Raw genomic sequence first — 20,680 nt, 5'->3', positions numbered from 1 at the left:
CGTCAGGCGGAGGTGCGGCCTCCGGACTGGCTGCCGGGGCCCGTGTAGTCCTCGCCGTACGCGCCCTTCGCGGGACGGCGGCGGCGCAGCGGGGGCTCGACGCCGTCGGCGAGACGGCGCGCGGTCAGCAGGAAGCCGGTGTGGCCGATCATCCGGTGGTCGGGGCGTACGGCGAGGCCCTCGACGTGCCAGTTGCGCACCATCGTCTCCCACGCCTGGGGCTCGTTGAAGGTGCCGAACTCGCGGATGGACTCGACCATGCGGGCCATCTGCGTGGTGGTGGCGACGTAGGCGCACAGGATGCCGCCGGGCACCAGCGCCTTGGAGACGGGCTCCAGGCACTCCCAGGGAGCGAGCATGTCGAGGATGACGCGGTCGACGTCGGTGTCGGAGAGGTTGTCCTGGAGATCGCCGACGGTCAGCGTCCAGCCGGGGTGAGGGGAGCCGAAGTAGCGCTCGACGTTCTGCTGCGCGATCTCGGCGAAGTCGGCCCGGCGCTCGTAGGAGTGGAGCATTCCCTGGTCACCGATGGCGCGGAGCAGGAAGGTGCTCAGCGAGCCGGAGCCGACTCCCGCCTCGACGACGCGGGCGCCGGGGAAGATGTCGGCCATGGCGAGCACCTGTCCGGCGTCCTTGGGGTAGACGACGGCGGCTCCGCGCGGCATGGACAGGACGTAGTCGGGGAGCAGGGGGCGCAGCGCCAGGTAGGCGACGTTTCCCGTGGTACGGACGACACTTCCCTCGGGCGCACCGATCAGCTCGTCGTGGGGGAAGGCTCCCTTGTGGGTGTGGAAGCTCTTTCCCTCTTCGAGGGTGATCGTGTAGTGGCGTCCCTTGGGGTCTGTGAGCTGGACCTGATCCCCGACCTTGAAGGGCCCGCGACGGCGGGCGGCACCGGTCGGTTCGGACATACGCACACCCTAGCCGGTCTTGAGCACCCGGTTACGCCGAGGGCTTTGCCATGGCCGCGACGAAGGCACGCTCGACGTCGGCGGCGGAGAGCACTCCGTAGATCTCGCCCGTCTCCTCGACCACGAGGTACTCGGTGGCGGGGGTGGCGCGCAGGAACTCCAGCAGGTCCTCCCCCGCCAGCTCGGCGGGGACCCGCATGCCCTCCTTGAGGTCCTGGGCGAGCGTGCTCACGGCGACCCAGGGACGCCGGTGCTCGGGGACGCCCGCGATGGCCGCCTCGCGGACGAGGGAGAGGGGCTCTCCGATGCCGTCGACGACGACCAGGGCGCGGGCCCCGGCCTCGTTCGCGCGGCGCAGCGCCTCCGAGAGCGGGGTCTCGGTCTCGACGGGGACGGCCCGGCGGGTGAGGTTGCGGGCCCGCAGCTCGGGGAGGCGCTCGCGCAGCCGGGCCATGCGCAGGCTGTTGCCGGCGCCGGTCCAGATGATCGCGGCGAGGATCGCGGCGAGCAGGGCGTCGGTGAGGGAGTCCATGCCGCTGACCCTGCCCCTGGCGATCCCGCCCGCCTGGGTGGCCAGTGGGAGGCCGATCAGGACGGCGATGGCCAGCGCCCGGCCCACCCAGGCGGCGGCGACGGTGCCGGCCATGGGCTTGCCGGTGATCTTCCACACGACGGCGCGCAGCATGCGTCCGCCGTCCAGCGGGAGGCCCGGCAGCAGGTTGAAGACGGCGACGATGAGGTTGGAGACCGTCAGCCCGGCCAGCAGCACTCCGGGGACGGTGCCGGGCTCCACGGCGCGCATCCCCGCGAAGAAGACGCCGGCGAGGGCGAGCGAGAGCAGCGGTCCGACGAAGGCGAGGATGAACTCCCGGCCCGGGGTCTCGGACTCCTTCTCGATCTCGGAGACGCCGCCGAAGAACTGGAGCTGGATGCGGCGCACGGGCAGCTTGAAGCGCAGCGCCGCGACGGTGTGGGCCAGCTCGTGGACGAGGACCGAGGCGTAGAAGGCGACGGCGAAGAAGAGCGCGATGAGGTAGCGCGCGGCCCCCAGCTCGGGCAGCACCCGGTCGAGCTGGCCGCCGAAGACCCAGGTGATGAGGGCGGCGACGAGGAACCAGGAGGGGGCGACGTAGACGGGCACGCCGAAGGGACGGCCCATCAGAATGCCGCCGCCTGCCGGGCGCGGACGCTTGGGCTTGGCGGGCGGGGTCTTGGCGGAGGGGCCCTTGGGCGGAGGGTCCGTGGCCGAGGGGCCCTTGGGGGACGGGTCCTTGGGGGACGGGTCCTTGGGGGACGGGTCCTTGGGCGAGGGGTCCTTGGGCGACGGTTCTTTGGCGGAGGGCTGCCGCTCGGCGTTCGGCGGCTCGCCCTCCCGGCTCCGGCGGGCCTCGTCCTGCTTGTCGGGCGAGGACGGGGCGCCGGGGGCGGTCTCGCCGGATCCGTCCGCCGCGGGTCCCGCTTCCCCGTTCCGGGCGGGGCCGGGCTCCTCGTCGGGGCCGGGCTCCTCCTCGGGGGCGGGCTCCTCGTCCGGGGAGGGCTCCGGCTGTTCGCCCGCGGGGGGCTCCGGCTGTTCACCCGGGACGGGCTCCGGGGTCTCTTTCGCGGCGCGCTCGTTCGCGGCGCGCTCGGGCTTCTCCTCGCGTACGGGCGCCGGCCCCTCTTCGGAGGCGGCCTGGTGGCCCGCATCAGGAGCGGGCCGGGGGTTGTCTTCCTGGGGCGGACCGGCCTCGGTGGCGGGCTTGTTCGCGGGCGTGGGGCTCTCCTCCCCCGCGGCCCCGGGTGCGACCTCGGGCGTGGCCCGGGAGCGGCGCTCGCTACCGCTCGCGTCGCCTGAGCCGTCGCTCCGCGGCTTCCCGTCGTTGTCCGTGTCCGCCACGGGTTCCCCTCTGCTGCTGCCCTCTCACACCCCGCTGCTCCGCGCGGCCTTGACGATCATGCGGTGCGAGGGGGTCTGCCGTCGATGGTAAGTGTCCCTTGTCAGTGGTGAGCCGTAGGGTCTTACCCCATGAGAACCAGCGCGGCCACACCGCCGACCTCGCTCTCGCCCTCCCGGGCGGGCGACTTCATGCAGTGCCCGCTGCTCTACCGCTTCCGAGTGATCGACAAACTGCCGGAGAAGCCCTCCGCCGCCGCCACTCGGGGGACGGTGGTGCACGCGGTGCTGGAAAGACTCTTCGACGCTCCGGCTCAGGAGCGCAGCGCGCCGCGTGCCCGCTCCCTGGTCGCCGGGGAGTGGGAGCGGCTGCTGGCCAAGCGCCCGGAGCTGGCGGAGCTGTTCGCCGAGGACACGCAGGACGGGGCCCGTCTGGCGCAGTGGCTGACGGAGGCGGAGCAGCTGGTCGAGCGATGGTTCACGCTGGAGGACCCCACGCGGCTGGAGCCCGCCGAGCGCGAGCTGTTCGTGGAGGCGCGGCTGGAGTCCGGCCTGCGGCTGCGCGGGATCATCGACCGCGTCGACATCGCCCCTACGGGTGAGGTGCGGATCGTCGACTACAAGACGGGGAAGGCGCCCCGCCCCGAGTACGTGGACGGGCCGCTCTTCCAGATGAAGTTCTACGCGCTGGTGCTGTGGCGGCTGCGGGGCGTGGTGCCCAAGCGTTTGCAGCTGGTCTTCCTCGGCAGCGGTGACGTGCTCACCTACGACCCCGACGAGAGCGATCTGCGGGGTGTGGAGCGCAAGCTGCTGGCTCTGTGGGACGCGATCACCCGCGCGACGGAGACGGGCGACTGGCGGCCCAAGCCGGGCAAGCTGTGCGACTGGTGCGACCACCAGGCGCACTGCCCGGAGTTCGGCGGCACTCCCCCGCCCTATCCGCTGATGATTCAGCCGAGACTGCCCGAGCCGAGGTCGCCGCAGGAGGGTTCGGAATCCGCCGGTGATGGGGTGGATTCCGCCACTGAAGGGGCAGCGGGCCGGGGCGAGGGCGACTAGGCAAGAATGGGGGGACCGCTGCCGCCCTCTGGAGGAGTTCCCCGTGGCAATCCGCGTACTGCTGGTGGATGACCAGCCACTGCTGCGCACCGGCTTCCGGATGATCCTGGAGGCCGAGCAGGACATTGCGGTCGTGGGTGAGGCCGGTGACGGCTTGCAGGCGCTCGACCAGGTGCGGGCGCTCCAGCCCGACGTGGTCCTCATGGACATCCGGATGCCGCGGATGGACGGGGTGGAGGCGACCCGCAGGATCACGGGTCCGGCCAAGGACGGCCCGGCGAAGGTGCTGGTGCTGACGACCTTCGATCTGGACGAATACGTCGTGGAGGCGCTGCGGGCGGGCGCGAGCGGCTTCCTGCTGAAGGACGCGCCCGCCGGTGAGCTGGTGCAGGCCATCCGGGTGGTGGCCGCGGGCGAGGCGATGCTGGCGCCGAGCATCACACGCAGGCTGCTGGACAAGTACGCGGGCAAGCTGCCCTCGGGCGAGGAGGCGGTGCCGGACACCCTGCACCAGCTGACCGAGCGTGAGGTCGAGGTGCTGAAGCTGGTGGCGCGCGGGCTGTCCAACGCGGAGATCGCGGCCGATCTGTTCGTGAGCGAGACGACGGTCAAGACGCATGTGGGCCATGTGCTGACCAAGCTGGGACTGCGCGACCGCGTACAGGCGGCGGTGTACGCCTACGAGAGCGGGCTGGTGCGGCCGGGCGCGCCGTAGGCCGTAGCCGCCGGCGCCCGCCGCTGACGTCGGGACGTCGGGACGTCGGGACGTCGGGACGTCGGGACGTCGGCCGAGGCCGGGAACGTCGGGAGCCCCCGGGTGGACAGTGCGCAGGCGCTGTCCGCCCGGGGGCTCCTTTCATCCGGTCATCCGGTTGCGCGCCCGGTTGCGTTCACCGGGCCGACCGGCCGGCCGGGCCGGTCAGTCATCCGTGCCTCGGCCCAGCTCCCAGAGCTGGAGCACCGAGGCGGAGTTGAGCGCCCACTCGGTGCCGGTGATGTCGTCGCGGGCCGCAAGGTACTGCTTGCCCTGCCACAGCGGCAGCATCGGGACGTCCTTGGCGATGATGTCCTGGGCGCGGCCGAAGGCGTCGGTGGTGCCGGCCCGGTCGGTCTGACGGCGGGTCTGCGGGACGATCTTGTCGCGGATCTCGCTGTTGCTGTACTTCGAGCCCAGGAAGTTGTCCTTCTCGAAGAAGGGGGCGATGAAATTGTCGGCATCCGGGAAGTCGGCGTACCAGCCGTAGCCGTAGACCTCGTACTTGCCGCTGGTGGCGGCCGGGCGGTACGCGTCCCACTTGACGCCCTTGGTCTTCACGTCGAACAGTCCGCTGTCGTTGAGCTGCTTCTTGAGGGTGGCGAACTCCTTGGCGGTCGCGTCGCCGTAGTGGTCCGAGGTGTAGTTGAGGGTGAGCTTGACGGGGCTGTGGATGTCGGCGTGCTCCAGGGTGCGCTTGGCCGCCGCCTTGTCGGGCTCGCCGTAGGTGTTGAAGAACGAGTTGCGGTGCGCCGGCAGACCCGCGGGCACGAGGCTGTAGAGGGGCTGGGTGCTGCGGTCGTAGGCGTCCTTGACGATCTTCTGCCGGTCGATGAGCTGCGCCATGGCCTGGCGGACCGCCTTCTTGCGCGTCGTCGGGGCCTTCATGTTGAAGGCGAGGTAGCGGATCTCCTGGCCCGGCTGCTCGACGAGTTCGATGCCCTTGTTCCTGGCCATGCCCAGCTCGTCGACCTGGCTGGGCGAGATGGTGCGGCTCATGACGTCGATGTCGCCCGCCTTGAGCGCCTTCTCCATGCTGTTCGAGCCGTTGAAGAAGCGCAGCTCGATCTGCTCGTTGTGCAGGTTGAGGCCGCCCCCGTAGTGCGGGTTCTTGCCGAGCGTGGCGGTGCCGTCCTTCGCGCTGAAGCTGTCGAGCGCGTACGGGCCCGACCCGGTCAGCTTGTAGCCCTTGGCGAGGGAGCGGGCCGGGTAGGTCTGGCTGTCGACGATGGCGGCGGCCGGGGTGCTGAGCTTGTACGGGAAGGTCGCGTCCGGCTTCTTCAGGTGGAAGACGACCTCGCGCTCTCCGGTGGCCTCGACCCGGTCGAGGTTGGCGAAGAGGGACGAGGGGCCGCCGGGGTGCTTGATCCGCAGCACGCGCTCAAGGGAGAACGCGACGTCCTTGGCGTCCACCTTGTGCCCGTTGGAGAAGCTGAGCCCCTCGCGCAGCGTGCAGCGGTACTGCTCGTTCTGCGCGTCGGTGAAGCCGCACTTGCGGGCGGCGTCCATCTCGGGCTCGGTGCCGGTGCGGGGCAGCTTGACGAGCGTCTGGAAGGTGTTCCGCATGACGCCCCACGCGGCGACGTCGTAGGCGGCGGCCGGGTCGAAGGGCGCCGGTGTCTCCTTGTTGGCCACGAAGCGGTCCGTCGTGCCGACGACGATGGCGTCACCGTCCCCGCCTTCGCCTTGCTCGGACCCGCAGCCGGCGAGCACGGGCGTGAGAAGCCCCGCGAGCACGGGCAGCACCACAGTTTTACGGTTCATGGTCGACGATCTCCTCGCCCGGCCGGGTTTGTTGCAGGGGTGAAAGTGGCCGGTACAACGACATTAATCGCCACGCGGGAACGCCTCTGAAACGCAGGCCATGGGAACGCTTTCACTCAGAGGAACCAAGAGCATCCTGTCCGCTATCCGGACGTGGGAACGTATCTCGCGTCGATCATCAATACGGACACTTGGGAAGGACAATTCCCCCACCCGTCACACAGGCATCACAGGTCAGGGCCACTGCCGAGGTGGCAGAACGTGAGGAACGTCACTGAAGCAATTCTCGCACCGGACACCTGAATTCGGGATTTCTCCGCTACTGAAAATGATCACTCAGATGCCCTGGGTTCACACCTGCGGGAAACTCAGGAAAGCCTTACCCGAACAAGACCGATTCAGCGCGGGACCAGGACCAGGGAGCGCAGAAAGGAGAGATCGACTTCTTCGAGCGAACTGACCACCGTGCGCCCCGACTTGGGCTTGATCGGCGCGATGGAGGGCACCGCGACGACATGGCACCCCGCGGCCTCGGCCGCCGCGACGCCGGTGGCCGTGTCCTCCAGCACGGCGCAGCGCCCGGGATCGACACCCAGTCGGCGGGCCGCCATCAGATACGGGTCCGGATGCGGCTTCGTACGGGGCAGCTCGTCGCCCGCGACGGTGAAGGCGAAGTTCTCCGGGCCGAGCGAGCCGAGCATGCGGTCCACGACGGTGCGGTGCGAGGCGGACACGAGAGCGGCGGGGATACGGTGCGCTGCCAGCTCGGCGAGCAGCCTGCGGGCGCCCGGCATCAACGGGACGCCGCGTTCGATCCGTTCGACGAACTTGTTGTTCAGCAGGATGCTCAGCTCGTCCAGCGGGATGTCGGCGGCCGTGGCCTCGATCAGGAAGCCGGCGCTGCGCGACATGGGCCCGCCCACCACGACCGTGCGCCACTCCTCGCGCAGGTGGTGGCCCAGCTCGGCGAAGACCTCCACCTCCGCGTCCCACCAGAAGTCCTCGGTGTCGACCAGGGTGCCGTCCATATCGAGCAGCACAGCCTGGAGTGCGGGCTCTTCGGCTGTAAGAGTGCTGACGGCGGGGAGAGAATCGGCCATCCGCGAACACCTCCAGAGGGACGAGAAGGCCGGTTGTCCCTTCCCGGCGGGAAAGGACAACCGGCCTGTACCGGACCGAACAGTGTACGACGATCAGCCTCAGCGGGCGTTGAAGTACTTCGCTTCGGGGTGGTGGATGACGATCGCGTCGGTGGACTGTTCGGGGTGGAGCTGGAACTCCTCGGACAGTTCGACGCCGATGCGTCCGGGCTGGAGCAGGTCGGCGATCTTGGCGCGGTCCTCCAGGTTCGGGCAGGCGCCGTAGCCCAGCGAGAAGCGGGCACCCCGGTACTTCAAATCGAACATCCCTGCCATCGCGTCCGGGTCCTCCTTCGCGAAGCCCAGCTCGGAGCGGACCCTGGCGTGCCAGAACTCGGCCAGGGCCTCGGCCAGCTGGACGGAGACCCCGTGCAGCTCCATGTAGTCCCGGTAGTTGTTGTTCGCGAACAGCTCAGCGGCGGCGGTGTCCACCTTGGAGCCGATCGTCACGACCTGGAGGCCGACGACGTCGGTTTCGCCGGATTCCTCGGGGCGGAAGAAGTCGGCCAGGCACAGGCGGCGTCCCCGGCGCTGGCGGGGGAAGGTGAAGCGGGTGCGCTCGGAGCCGTCCTCGTTGAGCAGGATGAGGTCATCGCCCTTGGAGTGGCAGGGGAAGTAGCCGTAGACCACGGCCGACTCCAGCAGGTTTTGCGACTGGAGCTGATCCAGCCACCCGCGAAGGCGCGGCCGTCCCTCCGTCTCCACCAGCTCCTCGTAGGAGGGCCCGTCACCCTTGCGGGACTCCTTCAGCCCCCACTGCCCCTTGAACAGGGCACCTTCATCGACCCACGAGGCGTAGTCGCGCAGGTTGAGGCCCTTGATGACGCGGGTGCCCCAGAACGGGGGCTCGGGGACGGGGTTGTCGGTGGCCACGTCCGAGCGGATCGAGCCGTCGTTGACCTCGGGCTCGGCGATCTGGAGGTCGCGCTTGGGTACCCGGCGCTGCTTGAGCGGCGGCAGTTCGACGCCGGGGACGCCGCGCTTCACTCCCATGAGGGCGTCCATGAGGCTCAGCCCTTCGAAGGCGTCCTTGGCGTAGCGGACCTCGCCCTCGTAGACCTCGTGCAGATCCTGCTCGACATAGGCACGGGTCAGGGCAGCGCCACCGAGAATGACGGGGAAATCAGCCGCCATCTTGCGCTGGTTCAGCTCCTCCAGGTTCTCCTTCATGATCACCGTGGACTTCACCAACAGCCCCGACATCCCGATCACATCCGCCTTGTTCTCCTCAGCGGCCTCCAAAATCGCCGAAACAGGCTGCTTGATACCGAGATTGACAACGGTGTAGCCGTTGTTGGACAAAATGATGTCCACGAGATTCTTACCGATGTCATGGACGTCACCGCGCACGGTGGCCAGCACGATCGTGCCCTTGCCGTCATCGTCGGTCTTCTCCATGTGCGGCTCCAGATAGGCCACCGCCGTCTTCATGATCTCGGCGGACTGGAGCACGAACGGAAGCTGCATCTGCCCGGAGCCGAACAGCTCGCCCACGACCTTCATCCCGGCCAGCAGCGTGTCGTTGACGATCGCCAGCGCCGGCCGCGACTCCAGCGCCTCATCCAGGTCGGCCTCCAGGCCGTTCTTCTCCCCGTCGATCACGCGCCGCTGCAACCGCTCGTCCAACGGGAGGGCCGCCAGTTCCTCGGCCTTGCCCTCCTTCATCGACTTCATGTCGACGCCCTCGAACAGCGCCATCAGCTTCTGGAGCGGATCGTAGCCCTCGGCTCGCCGGTCGTAGATGAGGTCGAGCGCGGTGCTGACCTGTTCCTCCTCCAGACGGGCGATCGGGAGGATCTTGCTGGCGTGCACGATCGCCGAATCCAGGCCCGCCTTCACACACTCGTCCAGGAACACCGAATTCAACACGACGCGGGCGGCGGGATTCAGGCCGAAGGAGATGTTCGACAGGCCCAGGGTCGTCTGCACCTCCGGACGGCGCCTCTTCAGCTCACGAATGGCTCCGATGGTGTTGACGCCGTCCTTGCGCGACTCCTCCTGACCGGTACAGATCGTGAAGGTCAGCGTGTCGATGAGGATGTCGCACTCACGGATACCGTAATTGCCGGTGAGGTCGTCGATGATCCGTTCGGCGATGGCGACCTTGTGCTCGACCGTACGGGCCTGGCCCTCCTCGTCGATGGTGAGGGCGATCAGCGCGGCGCCGTGCTCACGAGCGAGCGCGGAGACCTTGGCGAACCGGGAGGCGGGGCCGTCGCCGTCCTCGTAGTTGACGGAGTTGATGACGGCACGGCCACCGAGGCACTCCAGCCCCGCCTGGATCACGTCGACCTCGGTCGAGTCCAGCACGATGGGGAGGGTCGCAGCGGTGGCGAAGCGCCCGGCCAGCTCCTTCATGTCGGCCACACCGTCGCGGCCGACGTAGTCGACGCACAGGTCGAGCATGTGGGCGCCTTCACGGATCTGGTTGCGGGCCATCTCCACGCAGTCGTCCCAGCGGCCCTCCAGCATGGCCTCCCGGAACTTCTTCGACCCGTTCGCGTTCGTCCGCTCACCGATCGCCATGTGCGAGTTGTCCTGCCGGAACGGCACCGCCTGGTAGAGCGAGGCGGCACCCGGCTCGGGCTGCGGTGTGCGCTCGGTCGGCTGGGCCCCGCGCACCCGCTCGACCAGCTGCCGCAGGTGCTCGGGCGTGGTGCCGCAGCAGCCGCCCACCAGCGAGAGCCCGTAATCCCGCACAAAACCCTCATGCGCATCCGCCAGCTCACCCGGAGTCAACGGATAATGCGCACCATCCTTCCCCAGCACCGGCAGCCCCGCATTCGGCATGCACGACACCGGAATACGCGAATGCCGCGCCAGATAACGCAGATGCTCACTCATCTCCGCCGGACCCGTCGCGCAATTCAGCCCGATCATGTCGATACCCAACGGCTCCAACGCCGTCAACGCCGCACCGATCTCCGAACCCAGCAGCATCGTCCCGGTCGTCTCCACCGTCACCGACACCAGCAACGGCAAACCCACCCCCACCGCATCCAACGCCCGCCGCGCACCGATCACCGACGCCTTCGTCTGCAACAGATCCTGCGTCGTCTCCACCAGCAGCGCATCCGCACCCCCCGCGATCATCCCCTCCGCATTCTCCTGATACGCGTCCCGCAACACCCCGTACGGCGCATGCCCCAACGTCGGCAGCTTCGTCCCCGGCCCCATCGACCCCAGCACCCACCGCACCCGCCCGTCACCGGACTCGAACTCCTCCGCCACCTCCCGCGCGATCGCCACCCCCGTCTCCGAAAGCTCGAAGATCCGCCCAGCGATGTCGTACTCCCCCAGCGCCGCATGATTCGCACCAAAGGTATTCGTCTCCACACAGTCCACACCCGCGGCGAAATACTCCCGATGCACCGCACGAATAATGTCCGGACGCGTCACATTCAAAATCTCGTTACAGCCCTCAAGCTGCTGAAAATCATCCAACGACGGATCCTGCGCCTGAATCATCGTCCCCATCGCCCCGTCAGCCACCACCACACGCGAGGCAAAAGCCTCCCGCAAGGCATCAGCCCGGCTCGGGGCAGCGTTGGAGGATGTGGAGGTACTGCTCGGCGACGAGGCCATGGAAGAAGCTCCCTGGGATGCGACGGCTGTCGGCTTTGCGCGCCCGGTTGCGAGCTGCGCATCCGGCCAGCGTAGCGGGCGGACGCAAGAGTGCCGGTAGACATTCCACCCAGCGGACAGTCCTAGGCTCAATCCCGACTACCGTCTCGTCGGCATGAGGCGATACCGTTCGACATTGTCGAACCGGAAGACAGCAGGTCAGGGAGGACCGATGGCCCGGACCATCCAGTCGCTGGAGCGCGCGGCGGCCGTGCTCCGATTGCTGGCGGGCGGCGAGCGGCGCCTTGGCCTCTCCGAGATCGCCTCGGCGCTCGACCTCGCCAAGGGCACGGCCCACGGACTGATCCGCACCCTCCAGCAGGAGGGCTTCGTCGAGCAGGACCCCGCCACGGGGAAGTACCAGCTCGGCGCCGAGCTGCTGCGGCTGGGCAACAGCTATCTGGACGTGCACGAGCTGCGGGCGCGGGCGCTCGTGTGGACCGACGATCTGGCCCGCTCCAGCGGGGAGAGCGTCTACCTCGGCGTGCTGCACCAGCAGGGTGTGCTGATCGTCCACCACGTCTTCCGGCCGGACGACAGCCGGCAGGTGCTGGAGGTCGGCGCCATGCAGCCGCTGCACAGCACGGCGCTGGGGAAGGTGCTGGCGGCCTACGACCCGGTGGCGCTGAGTGAGGCGCTGGACGGGGAGCGCGGGGCCTTCACGGAGCGCACCGCCACGGATCCGGCGGATCTGGAGGCGGCGCTGGACCTGACCCGGGCGCGCGGGTGGGCGACGGACGTGGAGGAGACCTGGGACGGGCTGGCCTCGGTGGCGGCGCCGATCCACGACCGGCGCAAGATGCCGGTGGGCGCGGTGGGGATCACCGGGGCTGTCGAGCGCGTCTGCGAGGGCGAGGAGCTGCGGCCCCTGCTGGTGGCGGCCGTACGGGACACAGCGCGGGCGGTCTCCCGCGACCTGGGCGCCCGGCGCTTCTGAGCGCCCGCTCCCGGCCCCGGCCCCGACCCCGGCCGGACCGTGCGGGACCGCCGCGCCGCCCGACCCTCCCCACCGGATGAACCATCCCATGGGCCGTCAACGTGCCAAATAGGACGAGTGCGGACAAGATGGGCATCCAAGAGTGATCCGTCACACCCCCTTGACGAGGTCTTCATTAAGGAGAAAAGTTGCCGTCCGGCGGTCGACATTGTCGAACACCGGACGTTAACCGGCCCGCCCATCCATCTGGACAAGGACAAAGGAGTCGCGGGTGTCCAGCTCCGACATCTTCACGAGCGAGGTTCTCGGCACGATGGTGCTGGTCCTCCTCGGCGGCGGCGTGTGCGCCGCCGTCAACCTCAAGCGGTCCAAGGCGTTCGACGCCGGGTGGGTCGCCATCGCCTTCGGCTGGGGCTTCGCGGTTCTCACCGGCGCGTACATCGCCCAGCCCTCGGGCGCCCACCTGAACCCGGCGGTCACCCTCGGCCTCGCCATCAAGGGCGACACGGCGTGGAGCGACGTTCCCGTCTACATGGGCAGCGAGCTGCTGGGCGCGCTCCTCGGCGCGGTACTCGTGTGGATCGCCTACTACGGTCAGTTCCAGGTCACGCTCCGCGACCCCGAGGCCATCGAGATGAAGAACTCGAACCCGGGCCCGGTGCACGGCGTCTTCTTCACCTCCCCCGAGGTGCGGAACCCGCTGCAGAACTTCCTCACCGAGGTCATCGCCACCTTCGTGCTCCTCCTCGCGATCCTCACCCAGGGCCTCAGTGACAACGGCAAGGGCCTGAGCACGCTGGGTGCCTTGATCACCGCGCTGGTCGTGGTGGGTATCGGTCTCTCCCTCGGTGGTCCGACGGGCTACGCCATCAACCCCGTGCGTGACCTCGGTCCGCGTATCGTCCACGCGCTGTTGCCGCTGCCCAACAAGGGCGGCAGCGACTGGGCCTACGCCTGGGTCCCGATTGTCGGCCCGCTGGCCGGTGGCGCCGCTGCCGCCGGGGTCTACAACCTCGCGTGGGGCTGACGAGCGCCGGACGGACCCGCTGACCGAACCGAACGAATTATCGGAGTAACCATGAGCGACACCCACACCACGAACGCCTCCGCACACGGTGGCGGGCCCTTCATCGCGGCCATCGACCAGGGCACCACCTCCAGCCGCTGCATCGTCTTCGACAAGGACGGCCGAATCGTCGCCGTCGACCAGAAGGAGCACGAGCAGATCCTGCCGAAGCCGGGCTGGGTCGAGCACGACGGCAGCGAGATCTGGACCAACGTCCAGCAGGTGGTCAAGGGAGCGCTGGAGAAGGCCGGCATCACCAAGAAGGACGTCCTCGCGCTCGGCATCACCAACCAGCGTGAGACGACCATCCTGTGGGAGAAGGCCACCGGTAAGCCGGTGCACAACGCCATCGTCTGGCAGGACACCCGCACCGACGCGCTCTGCAAGGAGCTGGGCCGCAACGTCGGTCAGGACCGGTTCCGCCGCGAGACGGGCCTGCCGTTGGCCGCGTACTTCGCGGGGCCGAAGATCCGCTGGCTGCTCGACAACGTCGAGGGGCTGCGGGAGCGCGCCGAGAACGGCGAGATCCTCTTCGGCACCATGGACTCCTGGGTCATCTGGAACCTCACCGGCGGTCCCAACGGCGGGGTGCACGTCACCGACGTCACCAACGCCTCGCGCACCATGCTGATGAATCTGCACACGATGGCCTGGGACGAGAAGATCTGCGCGTCCATCGGCATCCCGATGCAGCTGCTGCCGGAGATCCGTTCCTCCGCCGAGGTGTACGGGGAGGCGACGGGCGACCTCGAGGGGCTCCCCGTGGCCTCCGCGCTGGGCGACCAGCAAGCGGCGCTGTTCGGCCAGACCTGCTTCGCGCAGGGCGAGGCCAAGTCGACGTACGGCACCGGCACCTTCTTGCTGATGAACACCGGGCACGAGCCGGTCAACTCCTACAACGGGCTGCTGACGACCGTCGGCTACCGCATCGGTAACCAGGAGCCGGTCTTCGCGCTGGAGGGCTCCATCGCGGTCACCGGGTCGCTGGTGCAGTGGATGCGCGACCAGATGGGCCTGATCAACAGCGCGGCGGAGATCGAGACGCTGGCCAGTTCCGTCGAGGACAACGGCGGCGCCTACTTCGTCCCGGCCTTCTCCGGACTGTTCGCGCCGTACTGGCGTTCGGACGCGCGCGGCGTGATCACCGGCCTGACCCGCTACGTCACCAAGGCGCACCTGGCGCGCGCGGTGCTGGAGGCGACCGCCTGGCAGACCCGGGAGATCGTCGACGCGATGCAGAAGGACTCCGGTGTCGAGCTGACCGCGTTGAAGGTCGACGGCGGAATGACGGCCAACAACCTGCTGATGCAGACGATCTCGGACGTCATGGACGCACCGGTCGTCCGTCCGATGGTCGCCGAGACCACCTGTCTGGGCGCGGCGTACGCGGCCGGACTGGCCGTCGGCTTCTGGTCGGACACCGATGAGCTGCGCGTCAACTGGAAGCGCGCCGCCGAATGGACCCCCCGCATGGACGCCGAGACGCGTGAGCGGGAATACAAGAGCTGGCTCAAGGCCGTGGAGCGGACCATGGGCTGGATCGAAGAGGAGAACTGAGAACGATGAACACCCTGCAGAGCGTCCCCGCCCTCGGGACGCACCCGGCTGCCGGCAGCAATCCTGGCCGCGCCGAGACCAGAGAACTGCTCGCGAACGCGACGTACGACCTCCTGGTCATAGGCGGCGGCATCCTGGGGACCTCGGTCGCCTGGCATGCGGCGCAGTCGGGACTGCGGGTGGCGATGGTGGACGCCGGCGACTTCGCCGGCGCCACCTCCTCCGCGTCCTCGAAGCTGGTGCACGGCGGTCTGCGCTACCTCCAGACCGGTGCGGTCAAGCTCGTCGCGGAGAACCACCACGAGCGGCGGGTACTGGCCAAGGATGTGGCCCCGCACCTGGTCAACCCGCTCACCTTCTACCTGCCCGTCTACAAGGGCGGGCCGCACGGCGCCGCCAAGCTGGGCGCCGGTGTCTTCGCCTACTCGGCGCTGTCGGCCTTCGGCGACGGTGTCGGCCGGGTCATCTCCCCGGCGAAGGCCGCGGCGGACAACCCGGCGCTGCGCACCGACAACCTGAAGGCGGTCGCGGTCTACGGCGACCACCAGATGAACGACTCGCGGATGGCCGTGATGACGGTGCGCGCCGCCGTGGAATCGGGCGCCGTGGTGCTCAACCACTCCGAGGTCACGGGGCTGCGCTTCACACGGGGCCGGGTGACGGGCGCGGAGCTGAAGGACCGTACGGACGGCACCGAGTTCGGGGTGAACGCCCGTCTGGTGCTGAACGCGACCGGCCCCTGGGTGGATCACCTGCGCACCATGGAGGACAGCGGCTCCGCGCCGTCGATCCGCCTGTCCAAGGGCGCGCACATCGTCTTGAAGCGCAAGTCGCCGTGGCGTGCCGCGATGGCCACGCCGATCGACAAGTACCGCATCACCTTCGCGCTGCCGTGGGAGGACCAGCTGCTGCTGGGCACCACCGACGAGGAGTACACGGGTGACCCGGCCGACGTGCGGGCCACCGAGGGCGACATCCAGCAGATCCTGGACGAGGCGGCCTTCTCCGTGCGGGACGCGGACCTCTCGCGGGACCTGATGACGTACGCCTTCGCGGGGCTGCGGGTGCTGCCGGGCGGTCCCGGCGGCGTCGAGTCGGCCAAGCGCGAGACGGTCGTCTCCGAGGGCCGCGGCGGGATGCTGTCGGTCGCGGGCGGCAAGTGGACCACGTACCGGCACATCGGCCGCACCGTGCTGAACAAGCTGGAGCAGCTGCCCGGTGGGGCGTTCGCCGCGGCCATGGAAGACGCTGTGCCGGTCAAGGAGCTGGTGCGGCGCACCCCGCTGCCCGGCATCTCCAACCCCAACGCGGTCGCGCACCGGCTGCTGGTGGACCACGAGCCCGGCGTGCGCATGGACCCGCTGACGGCACGTCAGCTCGCCACGCACTACGGCTCGCTCTCCTTCGACATCGCGCGGCTGGTCAACGAGGACCCGTCGCTGGGCGAGCGCATCCACCCCGACGGGCCGGAGATCTGGGCACAGGTCGTCTACGCCCGCGACCACGAGTGGGCCGAGACGGTGGACGACGTCGCGCGGCGCAGGACGACGCTGACGATCCGCGGCCTGGACACGGACGAGGTGCGCGAGCGCATCGAGAAGACGCTGGGAGAGCGGGCCTGACCGGCCCGGAGCTGACCGGCCCGGAGGGGGAGGGCCCGGAGGGGAACGGCCGACGCTGAGCGGCCGTGCCGATGACCGGAGTCGGCCGTACCGATGACCAGAGTGCGAGGCCCCGGCCACTGCGGCCGGGGCCTCACGCTGTGGGCGTCCGCCCCTGGGTCACCGCCGCGCTCCCCCGCCTGCCGGCTCGAGCGGCAGGTGGCAGGCCGCCAGATGCTGCGGCGCGTCCGGTGCGGGCTCGTCGGCCGGCAGGCGGTCGGCGCACACCTCCTCGGCCTTCCAGCACCGGGTGCGGAAGCGGCAGCCCGACGGCGGGTCGGTCGGGGACGGGACCTCTCCGGAGAGCACGATGCGCCGCTCCCGGCCATCCCCGCGTTCCGCCGGCGGGCGGGGCGCGGCGGACAGCAGCGAGGCGGTGTACGGGTGCCGGGGCGCGGTGAAGACCTCCTCGGCCGGTCCCGACTCGACCACCCTGCCCAGGTACATCACCGCCACCCGGTCGGCCACGTGCCGCACCACCGGCAGGTCGTGCGAGATGAACACGTAGGCCACGCCCAGCTCGGCCTGGAGGTCGGTGAGGACGTTGAGGACCTGGGCCTGCACCGAGAGGTCCAGTGCGGATACCGGTTCGTCGCAGACGATCACCTCGGGGTTCAGCGCCAGCGCCCGGGCGATGCCGATGCGCTGCCGCTGCCCGCCGGAGAACTCCTGCGGGTGGCGGCGCGCGTCGCCCGGACGCAGCCCCACCATCTCCAGCAGCTCGTGCACCCGCCGCTCGCGCTCGGGTCGCGGTACCAGGTCGGGGTGCGAGCGCCACGGCTCGGCTATCAGCTCCCCGGCGCTCAACCTGGGGTTCAGGGAGGCGAACGGGTCCTGGAAGACCATCTGCACCCGGCGGCGCCAGGCCAGCAGCGGCTTGCCGCGCAGCGCGAAGGGGTCCACGCCGTCGTAGCGCACCGTCCCCGCGTCCGGGCGCTCCAGCATCAGCAGCACCCGGGCCAGCGTGGACTTCCCGCACCCGGACTCGCCCACCAGGCCCAGCGTCTCGCCGCGCCGTACGGTGAGGTCCACCCCGTCCAGGGCGTGCAGCCGGGTGCTGCCCGAGGCGCTGCGCGGCACCCGGAAGGTCTTGGTGAGGCCGTGCGCCTGAAGCAAGGGCTCCCCGGCGGCGGTGTCAGCGGTGTTGGCGGTGTCGGCGGTGTCAGACATCGGCCAGCTCCTTCCAGTAGTGGCAGGCCGACGCTCGTCCCGGCCGGGTGACGGACAGCGGCGGTACGTCCGTGGCGCACCGGTCGCGCGCCAGCGGGCAGCGGGCGCGGAACGCGCAGCCGGCCGGCACCGCCGCGGGCCGCGGGGGGCTGCCCTCGATCGACGGGAGCCTGGTGCCGCGGGGGTGTCCCGCGGGCACCGAATCCAGCAGCCCCCGGGTGTAGGGGTGCTGCGGGGCGGCGAAGACCTCGGCGACGGGGCCGGACTCCACGATGGTGCCGGCGTACATCACCGCGACCTGGTCGGCCTGCTCGGCGACCACCGCCAGGTCGTGGGTGATGAGCACGAGCGCCATCCGGGTCTCCCGCCGCAGCTCCGCGAGCAGCTCCATGATCTGGGCCTGCACGGTGACGTCGAGCGCGGTGGTCGGCTCGTCGGCGAGCAGCACCGAGGGCCGCAGCGCCACCGCCATCGCGATCAGCAGCCGCTGCCTCATGCCCCCCGAGAACTGGTGCGGATAGGCCTTCGCCCGCAGCCTCGGCTCCGGGATCCCGACCCGCTCCATCAGTTCGACGGCCTTCTCCCCGGCGGCGCGCCGGGAGGCCCGCTCGTGGATACGGAACGGCTCGGCCAGCTGCGAGCCCACCGTGTACACCGGGTTGAGGGCGGTGAGCGCGTCCTGGAAGACCACGGCCAGCTCCGGTCCGGCCAGGCCGCGGCGTTCCCGGTGGCCCAGCCGCAGCACGTCCCGGCCGCCCAGCAGCACCTGGCCGCCGACGACCTCGGCGACCGGGTCGAGGAGGCCTGCCACGGCCTGTGCCGTCATGCTCTTGCCGCAGCCGGATTCGCCGAGCAGGGCCAGGGTCTCCCCGGAGCGGACCGAGAAGCCGACGTCCCGTACCACCCGCACCGGCCCGCCGGGGGTGCGGAGTTCCACGGACAGGCCGCTCACGGTCATCGCCGCCTCGTCCACCCCGTCCACCCCGTCCGCCCCGTCCACCCTGTCCACCCTGTCCGGCCTGTCTGTCCCGTCCACCTCATCCGTTCCGGGTGCGGGATCGGCGGCAGACCCGCCGCTCGTACCCCGGCCCCCGGCTGTTCCAGCGGTGCCGTGCCCGTTCATATCTGCTCCTTCCGGGCGCCGACGGCCCCACGGCCACGGCGTCCGCGCTTCGGCACGGTCAGCCGCCAGCGCTGTGCGGGGTCGCCGGCGATCCTGGCCCAGCCGGCGAGCACGGTCATCGCGCTGGTCGTGACAATGATCGCCAGACCCGGGAACACCGCGGTCCACCAGGCGTTCTGAAGCTCCTGCCGGCCCTGCGCCACCATCAGCCCCCAGGACACGTCGGGTGGCTGGATCCCGATGCCGAGGAAACTCAGCGAGGACTCGGTGAGCATCACGAAGCAGAAGTCCACGGCGGCCACGGTGAGCAGCGTGGGCAGCACGATCGGCGCGACATGGCGCCGGATGATCGTCCAGTCGCCGGTGCCGAAGGTGCGCGCCGCGTCGACGAACAGCCTGCTGCGCAGCTCCGCCGCTTCCGCCCGCGCGGTGCGCAGGTAGACCGGGATCCGGGCGATCGCCAGTACCGCGACGATGTTGGCGACGCTGGGGTCGAACACGTACAGCACCACCACGGCGAGCAGCAGCGACGGGAAGCTGAGGATCACGTCGGCGATACGCATGGACACGGTCTCCCGCCAGTCGCGGTGGAACCCGGCCCACATGCCCCATACCGAGCCGGCCAGCAGCGACAGCAGGACGGCGGGGACGGCCACCGCCATCGTCGTCCCCGCCGCGACGATCAGCCGCGCCAGGAGGCTGCGTCCGAGGGAGTCACTGCCGAGCACGAACTCCCAGCCCTCGCCGGTGGAGAACGGCCGCAGTTTCACCGCGTGGAGGTTCTGCTCGCGGGCGAGGTCGCCCAGGAGCGGCGGCCCCAGCACCGCGCACAGCCCGACCAGCAGCAGCACCACACAGGCCGCCGACGCCATCCGGTCCGCGGCCAGCAGGCGCAGCAGCCCGGCCCGGCCGGCGCGGACACTCTGCCCGGCCACGCCGGTGCCGTTGGACTCTGCCAGCTCAGCGGACTCAGCGGCCTCGGCGGACTTCCCGGTCTCAGCGTTCTCAGCGGCCTCAGCCGACCCGGCGGACTTCCCGGTCTCAGCGTTCTCAGCGGCCTCAGCCGACCCGGCGGACTTCCCGGTCGCAGCGGACTTCCCGGTCTCGTGCGTACTCACACCATCGCCCCCTGTCTGACCCGCGCGTCCAGCAGCGCATAGCCGCTGTCGATGAGGATGTTCAGCGCGAAGATCGTCAGCGAGGTCAGCAGGACCGCCGCCTGGAGCACCGCGAAGTCACGCTGGAGGATGGAGTCGATCATCAGCTTGCCGATGCCGGGCCAGCCGAAGATGGTCTCCACGACCACGGCACCGTTGATCAGGCCCACCGCCAGATCTCCGGCGACGGTGAGCGCCGGCGCTCCGGCGTTGCGCAGCGCGTGCTTGAAGATCACCCGCTTCTCGCTGGCTCCCTTGCTGCGCGCCACCTTGATGTACGGCTCGGACAGCGCGGTGACCATCGCGCCGCGCACCACCTGGACGAGGACGCCGAACGGCCGGATGAGCAAGGTCGCCACGGGCAGCACCCAGGCCGCCGTGCCGGCCGTCCCGGAGGTCGGCAGCCAGTCCAGGGTGACCGCGAAGACCAGCACGCCCATGATCGCGAACCAGAAGTCCGGGGTGCTCGCGGCCGTCGAGGACAGGAACCCGGCGATCCGGTCGGCCGGCGAGTTCGGCCGGTAGGCGGCCAGGCTGCCGACGACCACCGCGCCGACGGTCGCCAGCAGCAAGGTGGCACCGGCCAGTTGCAGCGTGGCGGGGAACGCCCGCAGCACGGCCTCGGCCGCGGGCTGCGCGGTCCGCAGCGACTCGCCGAAGTCGAGCCGGGCGAGTTGGGCGAGGTAGTCGCCGAACTGCACCAGCAGCGGATCGTCGAAGCCGTGCTGCGCGGAGAACGCCTCCCGCATCTTCGGGGTGGCGCTGAGCGGCAGGTACAGGTTGGCCGGATCGCCGGTGAGGCGGGCGAGGAAGAACACGCCCAGGACCACGACCAGGAGCGGAATCGCGCTGGAGATTATCCGGCGTCTCAGGAATATCAGCATC

Annotated in this window: 15 protein-coding genes; 6 read left to right on the top strand and 9 right to left on the bottom strand. The window is 70.0% G+C overall.

The features are described from left to right. Positions 1–2 precede the first annotated feature (2 nt). Positions 3–911 carry a tRNA (adenine-N1)-methyltransferase gene (locus OHB04_RS35950; RefSeq protein ID WP_326691820.1) on the bottom strand — a complete coding sequence of 303 codons (909 nt, stop codon included), beginning with the start codon at positions 909–911 and terminating at the stop codon, positions 3–5. Between the two features lie 31 nt (positions 912–942). Then, the gene (locus OHB04_RS35945; RefSeq protein ID WP_326809098.1) at positions 943–2,787 is read right to left on the bottom strand and encodes a site-2 protease family protein; all 1,845 of its coding nucleotides are present in this window, start codon (positions 2,785–2,787) and stop codon (positions 943–945) included. A gap of 129 nt (positions 2,788–2,916) precedes the next feature. Here OHB04_RS35945 and OHB04_RS35940 point away from each other — a divergent pair, with 129 nt between their 5' ends. Together OHB04_RS35940 and OHB04_RS35935 are read left to right on the top strand one after the other, a co-directional pair. Beyond that, complete coding sequence (locus OHB04_RS35940) at positions 2,917–3,843, top strand: RecB family exonuclease (protein ID WP_326691818.1); 927 nt, start codon at positions 2,917–2,919, stop codon at positions 3,841–3,843. A 43-nt stretch (positions 3,844–3,886) separates the two neighbouring features. Continuing rightward, complete coding sequence (locus OHB04_RS35935; RefSeq protein ID WP_326691817.1) at positions 3,887–4,558, top strand: response regulator transcription factor; 672 nt, start codon at positions 3,887–3,889, stop codon at positions 4,556–4,558. 204 nt (positions 4,559–4,762) lie between these two features. Here the strand turns inward: OHB04_RS35935 and OHB04_RS35930 are convergent, their stop codons facing one another. The 3 genes from OHB04_RS35930 to metH form a co-directional block, all read right to left on the bottom strand. Further along, entirely contained in the window at positions 4,763–6,361 is a 1,599-nt protein-coding gene (locus tag OHB04_RS35930; RefSeq protein ID WP_326691816.1) for an ABC transporter substrate-binding protein, read from the bottom strand. A gap of 398 nt (positions 6,362–6,759) precedes the next feature. Beyond that, positions 6,760–7,461, bottom strand: a complete 702-nt coding sequence (locus OHB04_RS35925; RefSeq protein ID WP_326809097.1) for an HAD family hydrolase — start codon at positions 7,459–7,461, stop codon at positions 6,760–6,762. 99 nt (positions 7,462–7,560) lie between these two features. Next, positions 7,561–11,085: a methionine synthase gene (gene metH, locus OHB04_RS35920; RefSeq protein ID WP_326691814.1), complete on the bottom strand. Its 3,525-nt coding sequence runs from the start codon at positions 11,083–11,085 to the stop codon at positions 7,561–7,563. A 211-nt stretch (positions 11,086–11,296) separates the two neighbouring features. Between metH and OHB04_RS35915 the strand changes: the two genes are divergently transcribed. The 4 genes from OHB04_RS35915 (at position 11,297) to OHB04_RS35900 (ending at position 16,306) form a co-directional block, all read left to right on the top strand. After that, positions 11,297–12,061, top strand: a complete 765-nt coding sequence (locus tag OHB04_RS35915) for an IclR family transcriptional regulator (RefSeq protein ID WP_326691812.1) — start codon at positions 11,297–11,299, stop codon at positions 12,059–12,061. 271 nt (positions 12,062–12,332) lie between these two features. Continuing rightward, on the top strand, positions 12,333–13,088 hold the full coding sequence (locus tag OHB04_RS35910; protein WP_326691811.1) for an MIP/aquaporin family protein: 756 nt from the start codon (positions 12,333–12,335) through the stop codon (positions 13,086–13,088). A gap of 51 nt (positions 13,089–13,139) precedes the next feature. Further along, a complete protein-coding gene (glpK, locus tag OHB04_RS35905) occupies positions 13,140–14,684 on the top strand; it encodes a glycerol kinase GlpK (protein ID WP_326691810.1) in 1,545 nt (514 codons plus the stop codon). 5 nt (positions 14,685–14,689) lie between these two features. Beyond that, entirely contained in the window at positions 14,690–16,306 is a 1,617-nt protein-coding gene (locus OHB04_RS35900; protein WP_326809096.1) for a glycerol-3-phosphate dehydrogenase/oxidase, read from the top strand. 159 nt (positions 16,307–16,465) lie between these two features. On the opposite strand, the gene OHB04_RS35895 is transcribed toward OHB04_RS35900, so the two are convergent. The 4 genes from OHB04_RS35895 to OHB04_RS35880 form a co-directional block, all read right to left on the bottom strand. Then, positions 16,466–17,515 carry an ABC transporter ATP-binding protein gene (locus OHB04_RS35895; protein WP_326691808.1) on the bottom strand — a complete coding sequence of 350 codons (1,050 nt, stop codon included), beginning with the start codon at positions 17,513–17,515 and terminating at the stop codon, positions 16,466–16,468. Next, positions 17,508–18,473 carry an ABC transporter ATP-binding protein gene (locus OHB04_RS35890; RefSeq protein WP_326809584.1) on the bottom strand — a complete coding sequence of 322 codons (966 nt, stop codon included), beginning with the start codon at positions 18,471–18,473 and terminating at the stop codon, positions 17,508–17,510. The genes OHB04_RS35895 and OHB04_RS35890 overlap by 8 nt, the downstream gene beginning before the upstream one ends. Positions 18,474–18,634: 161 nt before the next feature. Continuing rightward, positions 18,635–19,756: an ABC transporter permease gene (locus tag OHB04_RS35885; RefSeq protein ID WP_326809095.1), complete on the bottom strand. Its 1,122-nt coding sequence runs from the start codon at positions 19,754–19,756 to the stop codon at positions 18,635–18,637. Beyond that, positions 19,753–20,679 carry an ABC transporter permease gene (locus OHB04_RS35880; protein WP_326691805.1) on the bottom strand — a complete coding sequence of 309 codons (927 nt, stop codon included), beginning with the start codon at positions 20,677–20,679 and terminating at the stop codon, positions 19,753–19,755. The genes OHB04_RS35885 and OHB04_RS35880 overlap by 4 nt, the downstream gene beginning before the upstream one ends. Position 20,680: the final 1 nt, after the last annotated feature.

Source organism: Streptomyces sp. NBC_01775 (genome assembly GCF_035917675.1).
Taxonomy (GTDB): domain Bacteria; phylum Actinomycetota; class Actinomycetes; order Streptomycetales; family Streptomycetaceae; genus Streptomyces.
Note: the sequence above shows the minus strand (reverse complement) of the source record. Positions and strands in the feature narration are given on the sequence as shown.

What these genes read in the sequence shown, in the direction of transcription:
- OHB04_RS35950 (WP_326691820.1), bottom strand. Translation starts at nt 911, where the DNA reads ATGTCCGAACCGACCGGTGCCGCCCGCCGTCGCGGGCCCTTCAAGGTC.
- metH (WP_326691814.1), bottom strand. Translation starts at nt 11,085, where the DNA reads ATGGCCTCGTCGCCGAGCAGTACCTCCACATCCTCCAACGCTGCCCCG.
- OHB04_RS35930 (WP_326691816.1), bottom strand. Translation starts at nt 6,361, where the DNA reads ATGAACCGTAAAACTGTGGTGCTGCCCGTGCTCGCGGGGCTTCTCACG.
- OHB04_RS35895 (WP_326691808.1), bottom strand. Translation starts at nt 17,515, where the DNA reads ATGTCTGACACCGCCGACACCGCCAACACCGCTGACACCGCCGCCGGG.
- OHB04_RS35880 (WP_326691805.1), bottom strand. Translation starts at nt 20,679, where the DNA reads ATGCTGATATTCCTGAGACGCCGGATAATCTCCAGCGCGATTCCGCTC.
- glpK (WP_326691810.1), top strand. Translation starts at nt 13,140, where the DNA reads ATGAGCGACACCCACACCACGAACGCCTCCGCACACGGTGGCGGGCCC.
- OHB04_RS35915 (WP_326691812.1), top strand. Translation starts at nt 11,297, where the DNA reads ATGGCCCGGACCATCCAGTCGCTGGAGCGCGCGGCGGCCGTGCTCCGA.
- OHB04_RS35940 (WP_326691818.1), top strand. Translation starts at nt 2,917, where the DNA reads ATGAGAACCAGCGCGGCCACACCGCCGACCTCGCTCTCGCCCTCCCGG.
- OHB04_RS35890 (WP_326809584.1), bottom strand. Translation starts at nt 18,473, where the DNA reads ATGACCGTGAGCGGCCTGTCCGTGGAACTCCGCACCCCCGGCGGGCCG.
- OHB04_RS35925 (WP_326809097.1), bottom strand. Translation starts at nt 7,461, where the DNA reads ATGGCCGATTCTCTCCCCGCCGTCAGCACTCTTACAGCCGAAGAGCCC.
- OHB04_RS35900 (WP_326809096.1), top strand. Translation starts at nt 14,690, where the DNA reads ATGAACACCCTGCAGAGCGTCCCCGCCCTCGGGACGCACCCGGCTGCC.